General features: G+C 67.5%; 21 protein-coding genes. 8 read left to right on the plus strand and 13 right to left on the minus strand.

Features of this window, described 5'->3' with window-relative positions; all coding sequences use genetic code 11:
* Positions 1-113: 113 nt before the first annotated feature.
* The 3 genes from A5779_RS28035 (at position 114) to A5779_RS28045 (ending at position 1,477) form a co-directional block, all read left to right on the plus strand.
* On the plus strand, positions 114-539 hold the full coding sequence (locus A5779_RS28035; RefSeq protein WP_236734908.1) for a hypothetical protein: 426 nt from the start codon (positions 114-116) through the stop codon (positions 537-539).
* A 215-nt stretch (positions 540-754) separates the two neighbouring features.
* Positions 755-1,072, plus strand: a complete 318-nt coding sequence (locus A5779_RS28040; protein ID WP_064887007.1) for a hypothetical protein — start codon at positions 755-757, stop codon at positions 1,070-1,072.
* Between the two features lie 66 nt (positions 1,073-1,138).
* Positions 1,139-1,477, plus strand: coding sequence for a hypothetical protein (locus A5779_RS28045; RefSeq protein ID WP_064887008.1), 339 nt, complete (start codon positions 1,139-1,141; stop codon positions 1,475-1,477).
* 31 nt (positions 1,478-1,508) lie between these two features.
* On the opposite strand, the gene A5779_RS28050 is transcribed toward A5779_RS28045, so the two are convergent.
* Positions 1,509-1,898 (minus strand): hypothetical protein, encoded by a 390-nt coding sequence (locus A5779_RS28050; protein WP_064887009.1) that lies wholly within the window; start codon positions 1,896-1,898, stop codon positions 1,509-1,511.
* On the minus strand, positions 1,885-2,430 hold the full coding sequence (locus A5779_RS28055; RefSeq protein ID WP_064887010.1) for a signal peptidase II: 546 nt from the start codon (positions 2,428-2,430) through the stop codon (positions 1,885-1,887). The genes A5779_RS28050 and A5779_RS28055 overlap by 14 nt, the downstream gene beginning before the upstream one ends.
* A 210-nt stretch (positions 2,431-2,640) precedes the next feature.
* Here A5779_RS28055 and A5779_RS28060 point away from each other — a divergent pair, with 210 nt between their 5' ends.
* Complete coding sequence (locus A5779_RS28060) at positions 2,641-3,393, plus strand: enoyl-CoA hydratase (protein ID WP_064887011.1); 753 nt, start codon at positions 2,641-2,643, stop codon at positions 3,391-3,393.
* A 17-nt stretch (positions 3,394-3,410) separates the two neighbouring features.
* On the opposite strand, the gene A5779_RS28065 is transcribed toward A5779_RS28060, so the two are convergent.
* The 8 genes from A5779_RS28065 to A5779_RS28100 all read right to left on the minus strand — a co-directional run bounded on the left by A5779_RS28065 (position 3,411) and on the right by A5779_RS28100 (position 13,090).
* Positions 3,411-4,595, minus strand: a complete 1,185-nt coding sequence (locus A5779_RS28065; RefSeq protein WP_064887012.1) for a dihydrolipoamide acetyltransferase family protein — start codon at positions 4,593-4,595, stop codon at positions 3,411-3,413.
* Complete coding sequence (locus tag A5779_RS28070) at positions 4,592-5,677, minus strand: alpha-ketoacid dehydrogenase subunit beta (RefSeq protein ID WP_064887013.1); 1,086 nt, start codon at positions 5,675-5,677, stop codon at positions 4,592-4,594. The genes A5779_RS28065 and A5779_RS28070 overlap by 4 nt, the downstream gene beginning before the upstream one ends.
* A 5-nt stretch (positions 5,678-5,682) precedes the next feature.
* Positions 5,683-6,771 carry a pyruvate dehydrogenase (acetyl-transferring) E1 component subunit alpha gene (pdhA, locus tag A5779_RS28075; RefSeq protein ID WP_064887014.1) on the minus strand — a complete coding sequence of 363 codons (1,089 nt, stop codon included), beginning with the start codon at positions 6,769-6,771 and terminating at the stop codon, positions 5,683-5,685.
* Between the two features lie 302 nt (positions 6,772-7,073).
* Positions 7,074-7,880: an HpcH/HpaI aldolase/citrate lyase family protein gene (locus tag A5779_RS28080; protein ID WP_064887015.1), complete on the minus strand. Its 807-nt coding sequence runs from the start codon at positions 7,878-7,880 to the stop codon at positions 7,074-7,076.
* Positions 7,880-8,368 (minus strand): MaoC family dehydratase, encoded by a 489-nt coding sequence (locus A5779_RS28085; protein ID WP_064887016.1) that lies wholly within the window; start codon positions 8,366-8,368, stop codon positions 7,880-7,882. Before A5779_RS28085 ends, A5779_RS28080 begins: the two co-directional genes overlap by 1 nt.
* Positions 8,365-9,528: an acyl-CoA dehydrogenase family protein gene (locus tag A5779_RS28090; protein WP_064887017.1), complete on the minus strand. Its 1,164-nt coding sequence runs from the start codon at positions 9,526-9,528 to the stop codon at positions 8,365-8,367. The genes A5779_RS28085 and A5779_RS28090 overlap by 4 nt, the downstream gene beginning before the upstream one ends.
* On the minus strand, positions 9,525-11,534 hold the full coding sequence (locus A5779_RS28095) for an acetyl-CoA carboxylase biotin carboxylase subunit (protein ID WP_064887018.1): 2,010 nt from the start codon (positions 11,532-11,534) through the stop codon (positions 9,525-9,527). Before A5779_RS28095 ends, A5779_RS28090 begins: the two co-directional genes overlap by 4 nt.
* A gap of 2 nt (positions 11,535-11,536) precedes the next feature.
* Positions 11,537-13,090 carry a carboxyl transferase domain-containing protein gene (locus tag A5779_RS28100; RefSeq protein WP_064887019.1) on the minus strand — a complete coding sequence of 518 codons (1,554 nt, stop codon included), beginning with the start codon at positions 13,088-13,090 and terminating at the stop codon, positions 11,537-11,539.
* Between the two features lie 70 nt (positions 13,091-13,160).
* Between A5779_RS28100 and A5779_RS28105 the strand changes: the two genes are divergently transcribed.
* Positions 13,161-13,754, plus strand: a complete 594-nt coding sequence (locus A5779_RS28105) for an SACE_7040 family transcriptional regulator (protein WP_064887020.1) — start codon at positions 13,161-13,163, stop codon at positions 13,752-13,754.
* Here A5779_RS28105 and A5779_RS28110 read toward each other — a convergent pair.
* The gene (locus tag A5779_RS28110) at positions 13,751-15,628 is read right to left on the minus strand and encodes an alpha/beta hydrolase family protein (RefSeq protein WP_236734909.1); all 1,878 of its coding nucleotides are present in this window, start codon (positions 15,626-15,628) and stop codon (positions 13,751-13,753) included. The genes A5779_RS28105 and A5779_RS28110 overlap by 4 nt on opposite strands.
* Positions 15,629-15,732: 104 nt before the next feature.
* Here A5779_RS28110 and A5779_RS28115 point away from each other — a divergent pair, with 104 nt between their 5' ends.
* The gene (locus A5779_RS28115; protein WP_064887044.1) at positions 15,733-16,503 is read left to right on the plus strand and encodes an MmpS family transport accessory protein; all 771 of its coding nucleotides are present in this window, start codon (positions 15,733-15,735) and stop codon (positions 16,501-16,503) included.
* Positions 16,504-16,510: 7 nt separating this feature from the next.
* Here A5779_RS28115 and A5779_RS28120 read toward each other — a convergent pair whose 3' ends face one another.
* Positions 16,511-17,809: an MFS transporter gene (locus tag A5779_RS28120; protein ID WP_064887021.1), complete on the minus strand. Its 1,299-nt coding sequence runs from the start codon at positions 17,807-17,809 to the stop codon at positions 16,511-16,513.
* Between the two features lie 43 nt (positions 17,810-17,852).
* On the opposite strand from A5779_RS28120, the gene cmrA reads away from it, so the two are divergent.
* Positions 17,853-18,659, plus strand: coding sequence for a mycolate reductase (cmrA, locus tag A5779_RS28125; protein WP_064887022.1), 807 nt, complete (start codon positions 17,853-17,855; stop codon positions 18,657-18,659).
* Between the two features lie 88 nt (positions 18,660-18,747).
* On the opposite strand, the gene A5779_RS28130 is transcribed toward cmrA, so the two are convergent.
* Positions 18,748-20,331, minus strand: a complete 1,584-nt coding sequence (locus tag A5779_RS28130) for a helicase HerA-like domain-containing protein (protein WP_064887023.1) — start codon at positions 20,329-20,331, stop codon at positions 18,748-18,750.
* A gap of 117 nt (positions 20,332-20,448) precedes the next feature.
* Between A5779_RS28130 and orn the strand changes: the two genes are divergently transcribed.
* Entirely contained in the window at positions 20,449-21,096 is a 648-nt protein-coding gene (gene orn, locus A5779_RS28135) for an oligoribonuclease (RefSeq protein ID WP_064887024.1), read from the plus strand.
* Positions 21,097-21,108 lie beyond the last annotated feature (12 nt).

The following is a 21,108-nucleotide window of genomic DNA, read 5'->3' on the forward strand; positions in this document are numbered from 1 at the left end:
CGTCCACCTTGATGTGAACGTCCTTGAGGGTGACGCGCACCGGTGCGGCCTTGAACGACTTCTTGTTCACCGAGACGGCACCTGGACGCCTCGGCGTCCCCAACGGGGTCGACATGAGTCCCGGTGCGCTGCTCGGGCAGTACACGGTGCCGTCGGCACCGGGTGGACCGCCCCCGACCGAGGCACCCAACCTCAGGGCATTCAACAACGGAAACTTCTTCCCGCAGAACGAGAAACCGTCGGCGCCCGGTCAGGGCACCGTGGTCGGGGTCCCGCCGGGTCAGGAGAACGCGGACATCTCCGGGCTCGACTGGATGCGGAACATGCGCGACATGTACCGCAACGGGAACCTGCGTGGCGCGATGCTCGGCCAGCTGCCCAAAGAGCAACTCGGTGAACCGCTTCCGGGCACCGCACCGCCACCCGGGACGAACGTGCCTTCGGGTCTCGGTGAGTACCTGCCGGATCCGGCTGCACCGCCTCCGGCACCAGGAGCTCCGCCGGCGCCGGGAACACCTCCCGCGCCACCCGCTCCCTGACACATTCGGGCAGCGTCCGGTAATCCCGGATGCTGCCCGATTTTCTTGGCCCCTACCGCTGCGTGAGCCGAGCCAGACCGGCCCGGAGCTGTCGGCCGCGCAAATATTCCGTCACTTTCTGTTAACTTTCCGTACACCAGGAATACACTGACTGATGACGGCCGGGGCTACCGGTGAGAGCGACAGCATGAGATCCGACCGTCAGGAGGGTCGGGATGCTGTTCCATGCTCGATATACGAAGATCGTCGGACTGGTTGTGCTCATACCGGCCATCGCAATCGGGGCCACCCCGGTTGCCACGGCGGAGCCGACTGCGGGCAGCGGCCAACGGGCCGACGAAACGATCTCGGCCCTCAGCGCCGAGGGCTACAACGTGGCGATCAACTGGGTCGGCGGCAAGAGCACATTGTCGCTGTCGCTGTGCCGCGTCAATTCGATCCACAATCCCAACCGCGGGTCGCCGCCCCTACCCAAGTCAGACGTAACGGTCTACGTCGATGTGCAATGCCCCGACGAGGGCTCGAATTCCTGAACCACGTCGTACCTTTGCCGGCGGAATAGACTGGCACGAGCCGATCCGACCGCCGGAAGGGTCATCATGCGACGAGTAGTGCGTTGCGCGAAGGTGTTCACACCCTTCGCAGCGCTGTGTGTCGGCATGGTCCTGGCTCCATCTGCCGTAGCGGACCCGACGGCAGGCACCCGATCGGCCGCCGACACGATCAACGATCTCACCGCGAAGGGCTACAACGTCCAGATCAACTGGGTCAGCGGAGTCAGCAGCGAGCCACTCACACGCTGCCGGGCAACGGCGGTTCACAACCCCGATCGGTCACCCGGCGTCGATCCGTCGAACACGACTGTCTACGTAGACGTTTCGTGCCCCAACGACCCCGATGACGATATCTGGGGTGGCATCGGAATCGGGTTCGGCTGACCCGGTCCTCGCGCGTGTCGGTCAGTACGCATCAGAACGCCGCCCCGTTGGGCGCCGAAGTCGTGGCATAGGGATTCGACATCGTCGTGGTCGGCGGCGCGGTTGTGTCGGACGGGGCTTCCGGGGGTGGCGGTGGCGCAGTCGAAGGTCCGATGTCCTCGCTGGTGCTCACCGGCGTCTGCGGCGTCGTGCTCGTGCTGGTTGTCACCGCGCGCGACGACGGCTTCACCGGCGTCAGCCGATCAGGTTGAGGAGGCAGCACCGACTGGTGTGACGTCATCAGAATCGCGAACACCAGCGCACCGATGGCCACCACGGCCCCGATTCCGGCAAGGACCATCGCAGTGCGGGTCTCGTGCCATGCGGCGCTCGGCCGGTCGTCCGCTGAACCGACCCGGTGGTCGGGATTAGTTTCCAGCATGCGGCTCCGGGCTCCGGGCGGCGCCGTTGAACGGAAAACCTGACAGCGACAACGCAATCAACCAGACCACACCCGACAGCACGGCGAGATCGGCGACGTTGAACACCGGCATCGGGCCGATGGCCAGGAAGTCGACCACGTGCCCCCGCATCGGACCGGGGGCACGGAAGAATCGATCGATGAGGTTCCCCCCGGCGCCGCCGAGGATGGTCCCCAGACCCACGGCCCACCACCGAGAGCGGACGTTCACACCGATCCAGGCGATGGCCGCAGCCACGGACAGGACGACGATGGTCAGCAGCACGGTCCGGTCCGCGGCCATCGACATGGCGGCACCGGAATTGCGGGTGAGCTCGCAGGACAGCCAGGTGCCCAACAACGGGACGGGATGGCCCGGTTCGAGCGTGCCCACCGCCAGCGCCTTGGTCCCCAGATCGAGCAGGAAGATCGCCCCGGCTGCCATGAAGAGGAGCCGACGCCGCGTCGGCGTTGCCGACTGCGCGCCAGAAATACCGGCAATGTCAGCCGTCACCGAATCATTGTCCGCTCATGCCGGCGGGACCGCTGGGCAATGGGGCCGACGTTCCGATGAACATTTGTGGTCACCCGCGCCGAACGCCCCGCGCCGAACATCACGTGCCGAATACCCCGCGCCGAATGTCACGCCAGAGTGGCGCGCGAGCGCGGGCGCCACTCTGGCGTGACGCTCACGGGCAATACCCACGGAGGCTAGGGTGGCTTGGTGCCGGATTCAGTGTTGGTCAGCGTCGACGATCACATCGCAGTCATCACCGTCAACGATCCCGATCGCCGCAATGCGGTGACCTTCGAGATGTCGGCGGCCCTGCGCGCCGCGGTCGAGGACGCCGAGGCCAACCCCGACGTGCACGCCGTGATCGTCACGGGTGCGGGCAAGGCGTTCTGCGCCGGGGCCGACCTCACCGCGCTCGGCGAGGCCACCGAGGACGGGCTGCGCAAGATCTACGACGGGTTCCTGGCGGTCGCCAACTGCACGCTGCCGACGATCGCCGCGGTCAACGGCGCCGCAGTCGGCGCGGGCCTGAACCTTGCGCTGGCCGCTGATGTCCGCATCGCCGGCCCGGGCGCGCTGTTCGATCCACGGTTCCAGAAGCTGGGCATCCACCCCGGCGGCGGCGCCACCTGGATGCTGCAGCGAGGCGTCGGCCCACAGGTGGCCCGGGCGGCACTGTTGTTCGGCATGCGCTTCGACGCCGAATCCGCGGTGCGCCACGGGTTGGCGCTGTCGATCGCCGAGGATCCGGTGGGCGCCGCGCGCATGCTCGCCGCAGGCCCCGCCAGTGCTCCGCGTGACGTGGTGATCGCCACGAAGGCCTCGATGCGGGCCACCGCCAATCCGGGAACGGTCGACACCGACCAGCACGGGACAGCCGTTGACATCGAACTCGGTCCGCAGGCACGCTCGATCGAATCTCCCGAGTTCGCAGCGCGTTTGGCTGCCGCCAAGCGGAAGTAGCGGGCTACAACTCTCCCCTAGAGGTCCAGCACGGCGAGCTCGGGCGCCTCGACCAGGGCGCGCAGGTCAACCAGGAATGCCGCGGCCTGCGCGCCGTCGACGACGCGGTGGTCGAATACACACGTCAACGACATGGTCGGGCGGGCCGCCGCCGCACCGTCCACGACGACTGGACGCGGTTTGATCGAACCCATGCCCAGAATCGCCGCCTCCGGATAGTTGATCACCGGTACGCCGTCGTCCAGGCCGAGGGCACCGAAGTTCGACACCGTGAACGTCGACCCACGGAGCTCCGCCGGGCTGAGTGTGCCGGCTCTGGCCCGCTCCACGAGCCTGGCAACCGCAGCGGCCAACTGCCGGGTCGTCATGGTCTGCGCGTCACGGACCACGGGAACCAGCAGGCCACGCGGTGCGGCCACCCCGAAGCCCAGGTGCACGGCCGGATGCCGGTGGATCTGAGCACCTTCCGTGGTTTCCAGCCACGTGGAGTTCAGCAGTTGATGCCGCCCCAGCGCCATCACCAGCAGCCGCAGCGTCAGCACGAACGGTGTGACGGGCAGCTCCGCATCGGCGGCCCGAATCCGGTCGCGCAGCTGCAACAACGCACTGCAATCGACCTCGACGCGGGCGTGGGCATCAGGAATTTCCTTGTGCGACAGAGACATCCTTCGCGCCATGGCGGCCTGCACGCCAGTGACATCGAGATTCTCCGAATTACCCGCGGCGGCCAGCACATCGTCGCGGGTGACGATCCCCTCGGGCCCGGATCCCGGGGCAAGTGCGTCGAGGTCCACCTGCAGATCAGCTGCCAGTTTCCGCACCGGTGGTTTGGCACGGGCCCGGTCACCCATTGGTGGCGTTCGCCTACTGGCATCCATGCTGTCGTCGGCGCCGTATCCGACCAGCACCGATTTACGCGGCGTCCCACCGTTTTTCGCAGGAAGGGTGGGGGCAGCGGCCGGCTCACCGGCATCGATCCGGACCAGCAACGACCCGACGGTCAAGGTGTCCCCTGCTGCGCCGCCGAGTTCGAGCACCTGCCCAGCGAACGGGCTGGGGATCTCCACCTCGGCCTTGTTGGTCTCGACGGTGCACAGTGTCTGGTTGAGTTCGACCGTGTCGCCGACCGCGACACTCCAGCTGGTGATGGTGGCGTCCTGCAGGCCCTCGCCGAGATCAGGGACCAGAAACTCGCGGTTCACGGCTGTTCCAGCGCACGCTCGACACAGTCGAGCAACCGGTCGACGCCGGGCAGCCACGCCTTCTCCAGCCGGGCAGGCGGATACGGTGTGTCAAAACCCGTGGCGCGCAACACCGGTGCCTCAAGGTCGTAGAAACATTCCTCGGAGATCCGGGCGGCAAGTTCGGCACCGAAGCCCAGAGTCCGAGGGCCTTCGTGCATCACCACCGCACGACCGGTGCGCTGCACCGCGGCCGCGACGGTGTCGAAGTCGAGCGGGTTGAGTGATCGCAGGTCCACCACCTCAAGGCTCCAGCCGCGGTCGGCGGCCAGCTCGGCAGCGTTGAGCGCGGTGCCCACCAGCCCGCCGTAGGTGATGACCGTGACGTCGGTTCCGTTGCGCCGCACCGCGGCCCGGCCGATCGGCGGCGCAGGTGCGCTCGTGTCGACGAGTTCGCGGGCCCAGTAGCGCCGCTTGGGCTCCAGGAAGATCACCGGATCGGGGCTGCTGATCGCATACCGCAGCAGCCAGTACGCATCCGACGGGGTCGACGGTACGACGACCTTGAGGCCGGCGGTGTGCAGCCAGTACGACTCAGTGGACTCCGAGTGATGCTCGACCGCGCCGATACCGCCGAACGACGGAATCCGCACCGTCACCGGCATCTTCACGTCACCGTGAGTGCGCATGTGATATTTAGCCAGGTGGCTGGCGATCTGGTCGAAGGCGGGATAGCTGAATCCGTCGAACTGCATCTCCGGGACCGGGACGAAACCGCGGATCGCGAGGCCGATGGAGATACCGATGATCGCCGATTCGGCCAGTGGAGTGTCGAAGCACCGGTCGGCACCGAAGGTTTCGGCTAGCCCCTCGGTGACCCGGAAGACGCCACCGAGGGTGGCGACGTCCTCGCCGAACACCAGGACATGTTCATCGGCAGCCATGGCGTCACGTAGCGCCCGGTTGATGGCCGCGACCATGGTCAGTTCGGCGACCGCAGGCTCGGACCGCGGAGGCGCGGGCCTCCTGAGCGGAGTCAGCTCCGGCTCCCACGGGTCCGGCGAATCCCCCTGAGCGGCAGGACGATCGATGATCTGGGTCATGGGTCTCACGCCTCCTTCGCCAGTTCGGCCAACAACTGATCGCGTTGGCGTGCCAGATCCGGGGTGGTCTCGGCATACACGTTGTCGAACAGCTCGGCCGGATCGGCGTCGGCGGCTCCGACGATCGTGTTGCGCAACTCTGTGCGCAGCCGCAGTGACCGCGCCGCGACTCGTTGCTCGAGACGGTCGTCGAGCACTCCGGTGGTCTGGAGGTAGGTGCGGTAGCGCGCAATCGGATCACGGGCCAGCCAGTCATCGAGCTCATCGGCCGACCGGTAGCGGGTGGGATCGTCGGAGGTGGTGTGCGGACCCATCCGGTAGGTGACGGCCTCGATGAGCGTGGGACCGCCGCCCTGCCGGGCACGTTCGGCCGCCTCTGCCATCACCGCATAACAGGCCAGCACGTCATTGCCGTCGACGCGGACACCCGGCATGCCGTAGCCGGTGGCGCGGTGCGCGATCGACGGCCCGGCCTGTTGCCTGCTGACCGGCACGGAGATCGCCCACTGGTTGTTCTGCACGAAGAACACGCACGGCGCCTTGAACACCGAAGCCAGGTTGAGCGCTTCGTGCGCGTCACCCTCACTGGTCGCGCCGTCGCCGAGAAATGCGACGGTCACCGAATCCTCGCCGAGACGTTGGGCAGCCATCGCCGCGCCGACGGCATGAAGTCCGTGAGTGCCGATCGGAATGGCGATCGGGGCGACGCAGCGGCTGGTGAACCCCGTGCCCCCGTGCCACTTGCCTCGCCACACCGCACCCATCTGGCCCGGCGTGATGCCGCGCAGCAAGAACGCGCCGATCTCCCGGTACTGGGGGAACAACCAGTCGGTCTTGCGTAGGCAGGCCGTGGCCCCGATCTGCGCGGCCTCCTGACCCCGACACGACGCGTACAGCGCCAGCTCACCCTGGCGTTGCAGGTTGATGAATTCCGTGTCCAGATCGCGGGTCACCACCATGGACTCGTAGAGCCAGGCCAGGGTTTCGTGGGGCAGATCGCGGCTGAAACGGGTCTCGGCGGTGGGTGACCCGTCTGCGTCCACCAGGCCTACCGGGTCCAGTTCGACACTCGGTGCCGCATACATCCCAGCCATCCCGCCTCCTTCTCAGGTGACGGCATGTCGCGCCGCCAGTCCGTGAGGTGCTCAGAGCAGCGGCGGTACGTGCAAAACCCCTGGTGAGAGGCCTCCGGCTAATGCCTGGGTGTGGCGCTAGTCAGACGATCCGCTCGGCCCGTCGCAGCACTGGGGCATATCGCCATTATGCGCCCGAACCGAGTTCGGCCGGGTCCATCGCCGGTAACGATTGGGTGCGTGTCGGAGACGCCGGCGAGCAGACGCTGCGGTACCCCAGAAACACTGGTTTCGGGTACCGACGCGTCTGCTCGCGGTAGCGACTAGGGGGCCAGGGCGACAATCCGCTCGGCCCGGCGCAGCACCGGGGCGTCGACCATCAGACCGTCGTGCTGGAAGACGCCGCGTTCGGTAGCCACCCGGGCGAGTACTGCCCGCGCCCAGCTGATCTGCTCATCGGTCGGCGCATAGGCCGAGCGGATGACGGCGACCTGTGTGGGGTGAATCGCCACCTTGGCGTCGAAACCGACCGCGACCGCGTCGTCGGACTCGGCCCGCAGGCCGTCGAGATCCTTGATGTCGAGGTACACCGAATCCAGCGCCAGCTTCCCGTAGGCCTTGGCCGCCAGCAGGGTCTGCGACCGCACGTGCTGGGCGACGTCACGGTAGGTGCCGTCAGGCCACCGGTTGGCGGTGCCACCGGTGACCGCGAAGAGGTCCTCGGCTCCCCACATCACCGCGAAGGCGTTGTCGGGCTGCACCAACTCGACGACGTTCAACGCGGCCAGCGGGGTCTCGATCAACACCACGACATCCAGCGGGGCCAGGGCGCGCACCTGATCGGCATGCTCGGTCTTGGCCAGCATCACGGTGGTGTAATCGGTTGCGGCGACTGCCTTCAGGTCCAGTTCGTGATCGGCGGTGTCGGTCGGGTTGACCCGCACCACGGTGCGGGCCGGATCCAGCCGCGTGTCGATCAAGGCCTGGCGAGCGGCGGGGCGGTCCTTGGCCGCACATCCGTCCTCGAGATCGAGGATCACCACATCGGCTGCCGCCGCCGCCTTTGCGAATCGCTCCGGACGGTCGGCCGGGCAGAACAGCCAGCCTGGACCGGGTGCCTGGAGTGCCATCAGGAATCCCCCTCCGGGCGCATCCGCATCAGGGCCTTGCGGGTAGCCGTGGCCACGATGTCACCGTGCTGGTTGCGGCCGGTGTGCACGAACGTGACGATGCCCTCGCCGGGACGGCTCTTGGATGCCCGCTTCTCGGTGACGACGGTCTCGGCGTAGAGCGTATCGCCATGAAACATCGGCTTGGGGAAAGCGATTTCGGAGAACCCCAGGTTTCCGACGGTGGTGCCCTGGGTGAGCTGGGAGACAGAGAGCCCGACCAGGGTCGCCAGCGTGAACATCGAGTTCACCAGCCGCTGGTTGAACGGCGGCTGCTGCTCGGACCAGGCCGCATCGAGGTGTAGCGCCTGGGTGTTCATGGTCACCGCGGTGAACAGTGTGTTGTCGGCCTCGGTGATGGTGCGCCCGGGACGGTGCAGGTAGCGCACTCCGGTCTCGAACTCCTCGAACCAGAGCCCACGCTGTTCGATCACTCGCTCCTCGGTCACAGACCCGCCTCCCGCGCGATCAGCATCAGCTGCACTTCGGTTGTCCCCTCACCGATTTCGAGGATCTTGCTGTCCCGGTAGTGACGCGCCACCGGGTATTCGTTCATGAAACCGTAGCCGCCGAAGATCTGGGTGGCGTCGCGGGCGTTGTCCATCGCCGCCTCGCTGGAGACCAGCTTGGCCACCGACGCCGCCTTCTTGAACGGCTTGCCGGACAGCATCAACGCCGCGGCGTCGTAGTACGCGGCGCGGGCAGTGTGGGCGCGGGCCTCCATCCGGGCGATCTTGAAGGCGATGGCCTGGTACGTGCCGATGGCCGCGCCGAAGGCCTGACGTTCCTTGGCGTACTTCACACATTCGTCCACGCAACCCTGCGCCACACCGACGGACAGCGCCGCGATGGCGATGCGGCCCTCGTCGAGGATGCGCAGGAAGTTGGCATAACCGCGGCCGCGCTCACCCAGCAGGTTCTCGGCGGGTACCCGGACGTCGTCGAAGCTCAGGGGGTGGGTGTCCGAGGCGTTCCAGCCGACCTTGTTGTAGGCCGGTTCGGCGGTGAATCCCTCGATGGGCACGGGCACCAGGATCGACGAGATCTCCTTCTTGCCGCCGTCACGTTCGCCGGTGACCGCGGTGACCGTGACCAGCTTGGTGATGTCGGTACCGGAGTTGGTGATGAACTGCTTGGAGCCATTGATAATCCAGTGGCCGTCGTCCATCTTCGCGGTCGTCTTGGTGGCGCCGGCGTCGCTGCCGCCGCCGGCCTCGGTCAGGCCGAAGGCGCCCAGCGCCTTGCCACTGGCCAGCAGCGGCAGCCACTCTTCCTTCTGGGCGTCGTTACCGAAGCGGTAGACCGGCATGGCGCCCAGGGAAACCCCCGCCTCCAGCGTGATGGCCACGCTCTGGTCCACCTTGCCGAGTTCCTCCAGGGCCAGGCAGAGCGCGAAGTAGTCGCCGCCCATGCCGCCGTACTCCTCGGGGAACGGCAGTCCGAACAGACCCATGTCGGCCATGCCGGCCACGACCTCATACGGGAACGAATGTTCCTCATCGTGTTTCGCGGCCACCGGGGCGACGACGCTCTGGGCGAAGTCGCGGACGGTCTTGGCCAGTTCCGCGTAATGGTCCGGCAAGGTGCCGGTGGACAGAAAGTCCGTCATTGCTCGTTCTCCTGTGTTGCAGCGGTAATCCGGGCCAGCGGCTGGCCCACCTTGACCTGGTCGCCGACGGCGACAAGTAGCTCGGCCACACCATCGGTGGGCGCCGTCAGGGCATGCTCCATCTTCATCGCCTCCACGGTGACGACCATGGTTCCGGCGGTCACCTCCGTGCCGCTCGCAACGCCCACGGCGACAACCGATCCCGGCATGGGGCTGACGAGTTCGGCGTTGCCGCTGTGCTCGTCGTCGGGTCGCACCGGCGCCTCGCGGACCTCCTCGACGAGGTAACTGCGTCCGGCGCCGGAGAGCCACAGCTGACCGACACCCCCGCTCAGTTGCGTGGCGACCAGGTACTCAGCCCGCATCCCGTCGAGGGTGAGGGTGAACCGATCTCCGACGAATGCCGCGCTGACGGTGTGGGTTTCACCGTGCTCGACGGAAGCCGTGGCCTGATCGGGAGTACCGGTGAGGTACACGTGGTCGGTGCGCTCGCCGGCCCGCAGCCGGAACGCCGCGGGGGCACGCTCCCCCACCCGCCAACCGGTCGGCCGTGCCCACAGATCGTCGCCGGCCTCGGTCCAGTTGCTGATCCACTGGTAGGCCGCCGCGGCGATCAACTCGACGTCGCCGAGGGCCTTGGGCGCGAAATCCGGCGCCCGACGGTCCAACAGGCCGGTGTCCAGTCGGCCGGCCGCCACATCGGGATCGGCCAGCAGGAAGCGCAGGAACTCGGTGTTGGTGGTCAGGCCCAGTACCGCGGTATCGGCCAGCGCCCGGTCCAGCTTGTGCAGCGCCGCGGCCCGGTCGGCGCCGTAGGCGATGACCTTCGAGAGCATCGGGTCGTAGTCGCTGCCGACGACCGTGCCCGCGGCCAGGCCGGAATCCACCCGCACGCCGGGTCCGGTCGGCTCGCGCAATCCCAGTACCGGCCCCCCGGTGGGAAGGAAGCCGTTGGCCGGGTCCTCGGCGTACACCCTGGCCTCGATGGCATGTCCGGTCATGACGATGTCGTCCTGGCCGAGCACGAGCTTCTCCCCCGCGGCAATGCGCACCTGCTGCTCCACCAGGTCCACACCGGTCACCATTTCGGTGACCGGGTGTTCCACCTGAAGCCGGGTGTTCATCTCCATGAAGAAGAACTCATCGGGTGCATCCGCGGACACGATGAACTCCACCGTGCCGGCGCCCGTGTAGTCGACGCTACGCGCGGTGTCGCAGGCGGCGGCCCCGATGCGAGCCCGGGTGGCCGGATCCAACAGGGGTGACGGCGCTTCCTCGATGACCTTCTGGTGGCGGCGCTGCAGACTGCATTCGCGCTCCCCCAGGTGGATCACGCTGCCGTGGCCGTCGGCGAGCACCTGCACCTCGATATGGCGGGGCCGCAACACGAATCGTTCCAGAAACAGGGTGTCGTCACCGAACGCGGCCGCGGCCTCGCGACGGGCGCTGGTCAGCGCGGCAGGCAGATCGGCAGCCTGTTCGACCACACGCATGCCCTTGCCACCACCACCTGCCGACGGCTTCACCAGAACGGGGAACCCGACCTCGGGTGCGCCCGCGATCAGCTCGTCATCGGTCAGGCCTGGACGCGAGATGCCGGGTACGACGGGGACGCCGAACGCAGACACCGCGGCCTTGGCCGCGATCTTGTCGCCCATGGTGGCGATCGCCGAAGCGGGCGGGCCGATGAACACGATGCCCGCGGCCTGCAGTGCGGCGGCGAACTCGGCGTTCTCGGAAAGGAATCCGTAGCCGGGGTGCACTGCCTGCGCACCGGTGCGCTGCGCAGCCGAAACCACCGCGTCGATGTCGAGGTAGCTCTGCCGGGCCGCGGCCGGTCCGATACGGACGGCCACGTCTGCCTCTGCGACGTGTCGGGCGCCGGCGTCGGCGTCGCTGAACACCGCCACCGACCGGATGCCCATGGCTCGCAGGGTGCGGATGACCCGCACCGCGATCTCGCCACGGTTGGCGACGAGGACTGTGTCGAATAGGGAGAGGCTCATCATCACATCCGGAATACGCCGTAGGAGACCGGCTCCAGCGGAGCCTGGCCGACAACCGAAAGAGCAAGGCCGAGCACTGTTCTGGTGTCGGCCGGGTCGATCACCCCGTCGTCCCAGAGCCGGGCCGTCGAATAGTACGGGTTGCCCTGATGCTCGTACTGGGCCCGGATCGGCTCCTTGAACTGCTCTTCTTCCTCGGCGCTCATGTCGCCGCGCACCGTGGCCAGCACCGAAGCGGCCTGCTCGCCGCCCATCACCGAGATACGGGCATTGGGCCACATCCACAGGAACCGCGGCGAATAGGCACGCCCGCACATCGAGTAGTTACCGGCCCCGTAGGAGCCGCCGATCACCACGGTCAGCTTCGGCACCCGGGCGCAGGCCACCGCGGTGACCATCTTGGCGCCGTGCTTGGCGATACCCGAGGCCTCGTAGTCGCGGCCGACCATGAACCCGGCGATGTTCTGCAGGAACAACAACGGGGTCTTGCGCTTGTCGCACAGCTCGATGAAATGCGCTCCCTTGAGCGCGGATTCGCCGAACAGCACACCGTTGTTGGCGACGATGCCGACCGGGTGGCCGTGGATGCGGGCGAACCCGGTGACCAGGGTGGTGCCGTACTCGGCCTTGAACTCGCTGAACTCGCCGCCGTCGACGATCCGGGTGATCACCTCGTGCACGTCATACGGCACGCGGGAGTCGACCGGGACCACGTCGTAGAGCTCGCTCTGGTCGGCGACGGCGTCCACGGTGGGTGTCACGGCCCACGGCGGGGCCTCGGCCGGCCCGAGGGTGGCGACGATGTTGCGCACGATCCGCAGCGCGTCACGGTCGTCGTGGGCCAGATGGTCGGTGACACCGGAGGTCTTGGAATGCAGGTCACCGCCGCCGAGGTCCTCGGCGGTCACGACCTCACCGGTCGCGGCCTTCACCAGCGGCGGACCTCCCAGAAAGATCGTGCCCTGGTTGCGCACGATGACGGCCTCATCGCTCATCGCGGGCACATAGGCGCCACCCGCGGTGCACGAGCCGAGCACCGCGGCGATCTGGGCGATGCCCTGCGCGCTCATCGTGGCCTGGTTGTAGAAGATCCGGCCGAAGTGCTCGCGGTCGGGGAACACCTCGTCCTGACGCGGCAGGAAGGCACCGCCGGAGTCGACGAGATAGATGCACGGCAGCTTGTTCTGGAGCGCGATCTCCTGCGCACGCAGGTGCTTCTTGACCGTGACCGGGTAATACGTGCCGCCTTTGACGGTCGCGTCGTTCGCGACGATCAGGCATTCCCGGCCCGACACCCGGCCGATGCCCGCGATCATCCCGGCACCGGGACACTCGTCGTCGTAAATCCCGTCGGCAGCCAGTGCGGCGATCTCCAGGAACGGGCTGCCCGGGTCCAGCAGCCCGTCGACCCGATCGCGGGGCAGCAACTTGCCCCGGTCGACGTGGCGTTGACGGGCCCGCTCGGGGCCGCCGAGTGCGGCGGTGGCGAGCTTGGCGCGCAACTGCCCAACCAGCGCCAGATGCTCGTCGCGGTGCGATGACAAGGCAGCTCCCATTTCGGTTAATGACGACTAACTCGTGCTAGGTTAGTTTTCATTAACTGAGTTGTCTACCCCCGGAGGCGCCATGTCCGACAGCGCCGTCACCCGTCGCAGCAAGGCGAAGTCCGACCGCCGCAGTCAACTGATCGCTGCCGCCGAACGGCTTGTGGCCGAACGCGGTTACCTCGCGGTACGCCTGGAGGACATCTGCTCTGCGGTCGGCATCTCCGGGCCGGCCATCTATCGGCACTTCCCCAACAAAGAGGCCCTGCTGGTCGAACTGCTGGTCGGGATCAGTACCCGCCTGCTCGCCGGAGCGCAGGAGGTCACCGCCCGCAGCGCCCCGCCCGCCGACACCCTGAACGGCCTCGTGGACTTCCATCTCGACTTCGTCTTCGGCGAGCCCGACCTGATCCGTATCCAGGACCGCGACCTGGCACATCTGCCCGACACCGCCAAGCGTCAGGTGCGGCGGTCCCAGCGGCAGTATGTCGAGATCTGGGTGGCGGTCCTGACCCAGGTGAACCCGGATCTGGCCGAGGACGACGCCCGCGTGATGGCTCACGCCGCGTTCGGCCTGCTGAACTCCACCCCCTACAGCGTGAGACCCGCTGTCCCCAAGACACATTCCCGCGCGGTACTGCGCCGGATGACGCTGGCCGCGCTCACCGCCGACTAGACACCGAACGCCTTGGACAGCCAACGGGTCGCCGCATCGACCAGCACGGCGCGGTTCTCCCGTTTGACGATCTCGTGGCCGTCGTCGTCGAAGATCAACAGTTCGGCGGTGCGCCCGAGTGCCACCAGCGCCTCGTACATCTGACGGGATTCGTCGGGCAGCACGTTCGTGTCGTTGCCGCCGTGCACCAGCAGCAGCGGGGCGATCACGGCATCCGCCCTCGGCAGCGGCGAAAGCCGTTCCAGCAGATCACGATCCGCGACCGGATGGCCGTACTCGGGGTAGGACGCCGCGGCGATCCACTGCTCGGTGGTGTGGTAGAAGCTGTTCAGGTCGCTCATCCCGCAGATGCTGATGCCGGCGACGAACAGTTCCGGGTGGAAGGCCAGCGCCGCCTGGGTCAGATAGCCGCCGTACGACCACCCGGTACAGGCCAGCCGATCGGCCGGCGCAACACCCTGGTCCACCAGATACTTCGCACAATCGGCGACATCGTCGATCGCGGCGAACCGCAACTCCTTGTCATCGGCGTGCACGAAAGCCCGACCGAACCCGCCCGAGCCGCGCACGTTCGGCGCCAGCACCGCAAAACCGGCCTCCAGCAGCGCCGGGAAGATCTCGTTGTATTCGGGCCGCGCCTGTCCCTCAGGGCCACCGTGCAGGAACATCACCGCACCCACCGTCTCCCCCTGCGGCCGGTACAACCACCCGGTGAGCTCCAACCCGTCGCGTGCGGTGATCCGCTCCAGCGTCGGCGCCGCAGTCAGGGGCCCGCTGCTGGGTTCCCGGTCGATCCGCTCCCATTCCAGTGAGCGCGGATCGACGAGTTCGACGGTGCGCGGCAACGACGGCCCCTGCACGGTCACCGCCACCATGGACCCGCCCGCGCTGATGCTGAGCTCACCGGCGACCGGACCGGGCATGGGAATCGGTGCCGACAGCGATTCGTCGGCATATTCCAGGACCTGCAACTCGCTGCGGCCGTCGATGTTCCACAACAACGCGACGGTGGACAGATCGTCACTGACCACGAACTCGTCGAGCTCATAGCCGGCCCGTTCGGCGACGACGTGGTACGTCACGCCCTCGGCGGTCACCGTCACCTCCAGCAGACGGGCGTGCGCGGCGCCGTTGTCACTGCGGATCAGGGCCCGCACGAAGCCTTCGGTGCTGCCCGGCTCATAGGTGCTGGCCGGGTAGTACAGGGTGGTCTCACCTTCGACACCGCTGCGGAGCCGTCGCGGGGTGTGATCGTCGAGGATCACACCGAAATCGGTGACCGACCCGGGATCCGATGGCAGCAGCGCGATCTCGGTCAACCCCCACAGCATGATGAGCTCCTGGTACCCACGCGGTCCGACCCGCACCAGCGAGGCGCCCGCCCACGCATCGACCAGCCGCCCGCCCGACCGTCGGTCGAGAATGAGGGTGCCCCCGGTCGCCGGGTCGATCAGGCACGAGCTGCCGACACCGTCCTCTCCGGTGAGGATCGCCGCGACCTGGCTGCCGTCCCAACTGATCAGTTCGGCCGTGCCCTCGGCGTTGGGCGGCCAGTAGTCGATCCGGCGCGCGTCACGGTCGTCGGGATCGGTCGTCACCACCCAGATCTGGCTGCGGGTCCCACCTTCGGGGGCCACCTGGCACGCCAGCCAGTGGCCGTCGGCGGAATGGATGACCTTCGTCACGGGCCCGACCACGGGCAGTTCGACGTCGCGCGAGGAACTGGCCCGCCATCCGCGCAGGAAGCGCTGCACCGCCCGCGGATAGCCGCCATCGTCGACCAAGTGGGCAAATGCCGTCGCATCCGGTGACAACGACGCGCCGTAGTTCACCCGCACATGCCGATCTGCGGCCACCTCGCGTCCTCCCGTCACTTGCGCAGTCCACTCCAGCATCTCTCATCACCACTCGATCCCTGGGACCTCGGTCGCAGCGGACTGAGCGCCCGCACAGGTACCCTCGCAGCCATGAGGTGGGCATGACAGATTCACCACGCCGCGACACGTCCGAGCCGACCCAATCGTTCGGTAGCGGCTACCCCGTGGACTATCCAGATCCGGCGTACTCGAACCAGCCGCCGTATCAGGGTGCGTACCCGGCTGTGCCCGGTTCGGCGCCGCAGCCGGGCCCGAATCCCACCCAACAGCTACCGCCATACTCTCCCTACGGGTACGACGCAGGCGCAACCGGCCAGCCGCCGGGCGCCCCCACTCCGCCGCCGGGTACCCCGCCGGAACCCGACGGCCACGAGCCCCGGCTCTGGTTGTGGATCCTTGCCGCCGTGGCAGTCCTGGTCGCGCTCGGCCTGGTCGTCGCGCTGGTGATCGCCAACGGCTCCAGCCAGGAGACCGTGGTCGCACCGCAACCGATCACCCCGCAGCCCAACTTCAGCACGTCACCGAAGACACCCACCACGACCTCGCGGACGCCACGCCCGGTCCCGGCACCCACCACGGCCCCGCCCACGGAGACCACGCCCGGGCCCACCGAGACCGTCACCTATGAGGTCGCCGGTGAAGGCCGGGCCATCAACATCACCTACCTGGACACCGGAAACGTGCTGCAAACCGAGTTCAACGTCATACTGCCCTGGAGCAAGCAGGTCGAATTGGCTCAGCCGGCGACCGAAACCGCCAGCGTGAGCGTCGTGAATTTCGGCCCCGAGGTGGCGTGCACCGTGACCGTCAACGGCGTGCAGACCCAACATCGGACCGGCTCGGGAATCACCATCTGCGTCGGTACGGCCTGAGCCCGGCTCAGTGCGCGGGCACGGCGGGGCTGGGCTGCCGGGCTGGCACCCGCACGGCCAACATGCCCGCCAGTCCCAGCGCCAGCACCAGCACCAGTCCGCCCATCCCGGCCCGGTCGGCGCCGAACACATTGATGAAGATGGAGAACAGCAACGGCGCCAGGGGGGACGCTGCGCGTCCGACGGTGGTGTAGAGCCCGAACGCGACGCCCTCCTTTCCGTCCGCGGTGATCCGCAGCATCAAAGTGCGGGCCGAGGCCAGCGTCGGCCCGATGAACAGACACAGCAGCAGGCCGCACACCCAGAAGGCCACCGGTCCTGACAGCACCAGCAAGGCCAGCCCCACCGCGATCAGGGAGACCAGCGATCCGACGATGACGGACTTGGAACCGATCCGGTCATCGAGCTGCCCCCCGATGACGGCCCCGAGCGCGGCGATCACGCAGGCACTGATCCCGAACAACAGCACGTCTGCCTCGGAGATGCCGTAGACGCTGACCCCCAGCACCGCGCCGAAGGTGAACACCCCGGCCAGCCCATCGCGGAACACCGCGCTGGCCAGCAGGTAGTAGACCACGTTGTGGTCGCGTTGCCACTCGCCGCGGATCTCGGACCACAACTTGCGGTAGGCGCCGAAGAAGCCGACCCGCTCAACAGGGGGCGCATCGGTCACCGGCGGCACCATCACGAACATCGGCAGCGCGAACAACGCGAACCAGACCGCGGTGAGCAGCATCACCGCTCGCACGTTCTGCCCGTCTTCGGTCTGGATACCCAGCGCGCCCCCGTCACCGGCCATGAATCCGACGTAGGCCAGCAGCAACAGCACGACGCTGCCCCCGTAGCCCATCGCCAGGCCGAGCCCGGAGATCCGCCCTGACGTCTCCGGGGTGGACAGCTGTCGCAGCATGGCGTTGTAGGGCACGGTGGCCAGCTCGTTGCAGGCCGCGGTGCAGGCCAACAGGATCAACCCCGGCAGCAGGTAACGGTGGTCGTCGCGGATCAGGCTCATCGCCGCGGTGAACGCCACGGCGGCACCCGTCATCACCGCCAGTACCCGACGCCGCCGCTGCGGCGCGTCGACCCAGATCCCGACGGCGGGCGCCAGCAGCGCCACCGCGAGACCGACGGCGAACATGGCCCAGCCCAGCCAACTGGCCGGCGAGGTGTCGCCGGGCAGGTCCGATCCGACGCCTTTCGTCAGATACACCGAGAACACAAACGTGATGACGATGGCGTTCAGCCCAGTCGCGCCGCAGTCCCACAGTGCCCACGCGAGCACCCTCGCCCGCCGGGGGTTAGTCATGACCGACACCTTATGGGTTCGGACGCCTTCTAGGATTGGCCGCATGCCAGTACCCGCACCCAGTCCGGATGCCCGTGCCGTCGTCACCGGCGCCTCGCAGAACATCGGCGAAGCGTTGGCCACCGAACTCGCTGCCCGCGGCCACCACCTGATCATCACCGCCCGACGGGAGGACGTACTGACGTCACTCGCGCAGCGCCTCACCGAGCGTTACGGGGTGACCGTCGAGGTGCGCGCCGTCGACCTCGCCGACCCCGCGGCCCGAGGCGTCCTGTGCGACGAACTCGCCCAGCGCGAGATCTCGATCCTGTGCGCCAACGCGGGCACCGCGACCTTCGGCCCGGTCAACGACCTCGACCCGGCCGGAGAGAAGGCACAGGTGCAGCTGAATGTGCTCGGTGTTCACGATCTGGTGTTGGCGGTGCTACCCGGAATGGTCAAGCGCGGCTCCGGCGGCATCCTGACCTCGGGCTCGGCGGCCGGTAATTCGCCGATCCCCAACAACGCCACCTACGCGGCGACCAAGGCGTTCGCCAATACCTTCAGCGAGTCGCTGCGCGGCGAGCTCAAGGGCGCCGGCGTGCACGTCACGGTGCTGGCGCCGGGCCCGGTGCGTACCGACCTGCCCGACGAGTCCGAGCAGTCTCTGGTCGAGCGGCTGATCCCCGACTTCCTGTGGATCTCAACCGAATACACCGCCAAGCTGTCGCTGGACGGTCTGGAGAAGAACAAGATGCGGGTGGTGCCCGGTGCGACCTCCAAGGCCATGTCGATGGCCAGCGGATACGCACCGCGGGCCATCGTCACCCCGATCGTGGGCGCTGTGTACAAGAAGCTCGGCGGCGGCTAGTTTCTCCCGCTTTTTCGCCGAAATGGCATTCCAGCAGCGAAACATCGAGTAACGCCCTGCCGGAATGCCATTTCGGCGGATGTGGGGACTACCGGCGGCGGCCCGTCCCGAAGATGCTGCGGGTGATCTCGCGACCGATCACGGTGCCCGCCGACCGCATGGCGCTCTTGAATGCCGAGCTCTTGAGCACCTGCTCGAGCACCCCCGGCTCGGCCGGCTGCGCCGGGGCCGGCATGGCCTCGATCTCACCTGACGCCTCGATACCGCCGAAGCCGCCCGAATCCTCCGGCGACGGCGGTGGGGCCAGCTTGGCGGCCAGCTGCTCGTAGGCCGAATCCCGGTCCACTGTCTGGCCGTACGTCGCCTGCAGCGGGCTGGCCTTGGCGGCAGCCGTGATCGCGTCAGTGCCGATCGTGTCCATCAACGACCGCGGCGCCCGCATCCTCGTCCACGCCACCGGTGTCGGCGCACCCTTCTCCGAGAGCACCGTGACCACAGCCTCGCCGATACCCAACGACGTCAGCGCCTTCTCCAGGTCGTAGACATCGGTCTTCGGGTAGGTGCGCACGGTCTTCGACAAGGCCTTCTGATCGTCCGGGGTGAAGGCGCGCAACGCATGCTGCACCCGGGCACCCAGCTGTGAGAGCACATTGTTGGGGACGTCCGTGGGCAGCTGCGTGCAGAAGAACACGCCGACCCCCTTGGAGCGGATCAGCTTGACGGTCTGCTCGACCTGCTCCAGGAACGCCTTGGACGCGTCGGTGAAAAGCAGATGGGCCTCATCGAAGATGAAGACCAGCTTCGGCTTGTCGATGTCACCGACCTCGGGCAGCGACGTGAACAGATCCGCCAGCACCCACATCAGGAACGTCGAGAACATCACCGGGCGCGCGGCCTGCGAACCCAACTCCAGCAGGCTGATGATGCCGCGGCCCTGCGCGTCGGTGCGCAGCAGATCCTTGGGCTCCAGCTCCGGTTCGCCGAAGAACGAATCGGCGCCCTCGGCCTCCAGGTTGACCAGGGCCCGCAGGATGACACCCGCCGTCGTGGTCGACACCGCGCCCAGGGCCTTGAGTTCGGGCTTGCCCTCGTCGCTGGTGAGGAACTGGATCACCGAACGCAGGTCCTTGATGTCCAGCAGCGGCAAGCCCTTCTGATCGGCCCAGTGGAAGATCAGGCCGAGCGTGGACTCCTGAGTTGTGTTGAGCCCCAGAACCTTTGACAGCAGGATGGGCCCGAAGCTGGTGATCGTGGCCCGCACCGGGACCCCGATCCCTTCGGTGCCCAGCGACAGGAATTCCACCGGGAAGGCGGTCGGCGTCCAGCTGTCGCCGGTGTCCTTGGCCCGCTGCGCGGTCTTGTCGTTGGCCTCGCCGGCCTTCGACAGCCCCGACAGATCGCCCTTCACGTCGGCCATCACCACCGGGACACCCGCCGCGGACAACTGCTCGGCGATCACCTGCAGCGTCTTCGTCTTGCCGGTACCCGTGGCACCGGCGATCAACCCGTGCCGGTTGACCGTGGCCAGCGGAATGCGGACCTGCGCGCTCGGGTCGACAGTGCCGCCTGTGTCGTCGGGGACGAACACAGTTCCCAGCTCCAACGCCTGGCCTTCGACTGCGTAACCGGCAGCAATCTGCTGCGCGGGCGTGGCTGTCGATTCGGTGGTCATGCCGCGGTCCTCCCAGTTTTCGCGAACGAGCCAATCGGGGTCTGACACTACTTGTCAGGCGGCGCGCGCGGTGGGTGTGACGGCTCGTTGTCACGTGTAGGAATACTGTGGATCTTCGTGCGAGACGAACTGGTATGGATCGACTGCGAGATGACCGGCCTGGACCTCAAGTCCGATCGGCTGATCGAGATCGCGGTTCTGGTAACCGACGCTGACCTGAACATCCTCGGTGACGGCCTTGACGTGGTCATTCACACCGACGACGAGGCGCTGTCCTCGATGGTCGACGTGGTCAAACAGATGCACACCCGGTCCGGGTTGATCGAGGAAGTCCGGGTGTCGACCGTCGACGTGGCCACCGCCGAGCAGATGGTGCTCGACTACATCCGCGAGCACGTCAAGACGGCCAAGGCCGCTCCCCTGGCCGGCAACTCGATTGCGACAGACCGTGGCTTCATCGCTCGCGACATGCCCAAACTCGACGATTACCTGCACTACCGGATGATCGACGTCAGCTCGATCAAGGAACTGTGCCGCCGCTGGTACCCCCGGATCTACTTCGGCCAGCCGGAGAAAGGTCTCGCACACCGCGCCCTGGCCGACATCCACGAGTCGATCCGCGAACTCAAGTACTACCGCTCGACCGCGTTCGTCGCCCAGCCCGGGCCTTCTACCAGCGATATCGCTGCGATCGCCGCCGAGCTCGGCCCGCCGAAGAACGACGCGACCGAAACCGATTCGGCGGTAGGACACCCGAGCAGTTAGTATCTACGAGCC

It is taken from the genome of Mycolicibacterium peregrinum, assembly GCF_001665625.1.
Taxonomy (GTDB): domain Bacteria; phylum Actinomycetota; class Actinomycetes; order Mycobacteriales; family Mycobacteriaceae; genus Mycobacterium; species Mycobacterium peregrinum_B.

Coding starts and splice junctions, on each gene's coding strand:
- A5779_RS28050 (WP_064887009.1), bottom strand. CDS start 1,898: ATGCTGGAAACTAATCCCGACCACCGGGTCGGTTCAGCGGACGACCGG.
- A5779_RS28035 (WP_236734908.1), top strand. CDS start 114: ATGAGTCCCGGTGCGCTGCTCGGGCAGTACACGGTGCCGTCGGCACCG.
- A5779_RS28105 (WP_064887020.1), top strand. CDS start 13,161: ATGTCCGACAGCGCCGTCACCCGTCGCAGCAAGGCGAAGTCCGACCGC.
- A5779_RS28130 (WP_064887023.1), bottom strand. CDS start 20,331: ATGACCACCGAATCGACAGCCACGCCCGCGCAGCAGATTGCTGCCGGT.
- cmrA (WP_064887022.1), top strand. CDS start 17,853: ATGCCAGTACCCGCACCCAGTCCGGATGCCCGTGCCGTCGTCACCGGC.
- pdhA (WP_064887014.1), bottom strand. CDS start 6,771: ATGGCTGGGATGTATGCGGCACCGAGTGTCGAACTGGACCCGGTAGGC.
- A5779_RS28040 (WP_064887007.1), top strand. CDS start 755: ATGCTGTTCCATGCTCGATATACGAAGATCGTCGGACTGGTTGTGCTC.
- A5779_RS28090 (WP_064887017.1), bottom strand. CDS start 9,528: ATGACGGACTTTCTGTCCACCGGCACCTTGCCGGACCATTACGCGGAA.
- A5779_RS28070 (WP_064887013.1), bottom strand. CDS start 5,677: ATGACCCAGATCATCGATCGTCCTGCCGCTCAGGGGGATTCGCCGGAC.
- A5779_RS28095 (WP_064887018.1), bottom strand. CDS start 11,534: ATGAGCCTCTCCCTATTCGACACAGTCCTCGTCGCCAACCGTGGCGAG.
- A5779_RS28115 (WP_064887044.1), top strand. CDS start 15,733: ATGACAGATTCACCACGCCGCGACACGTCCGAGCCGACCCAATCGTTC.
- A5779_RS28100 (WP_064887019.1), bottom strand. CDS start 13,090: ATGGGAGCTGCCTTGTCATCGCACCGCGACGAGCATCTGGCGCTGGTT.
- A5779_RS28045 (WP_064887008.1), top strand. CDS start 1,139: ATGCGACGAGTAGTGCGTTGCGCGAAGGTGTTCACACCCTTCGCAGCG.
- A5779_RS28080 (WP_064887015.1), bottom strand. CDS start 7,880: ATGGCACTCCAGGCACCCGGTCCAGGCTGGCTGTTCTGCCCGGCCGAC.
- A5779_RS28120 (WP_064887021.1), bottom strand. CDS start 17,809: ATGACTAACCCCCGGCGGGCGAGGGTGCTCGCGTGGGCACTGTGGGAC.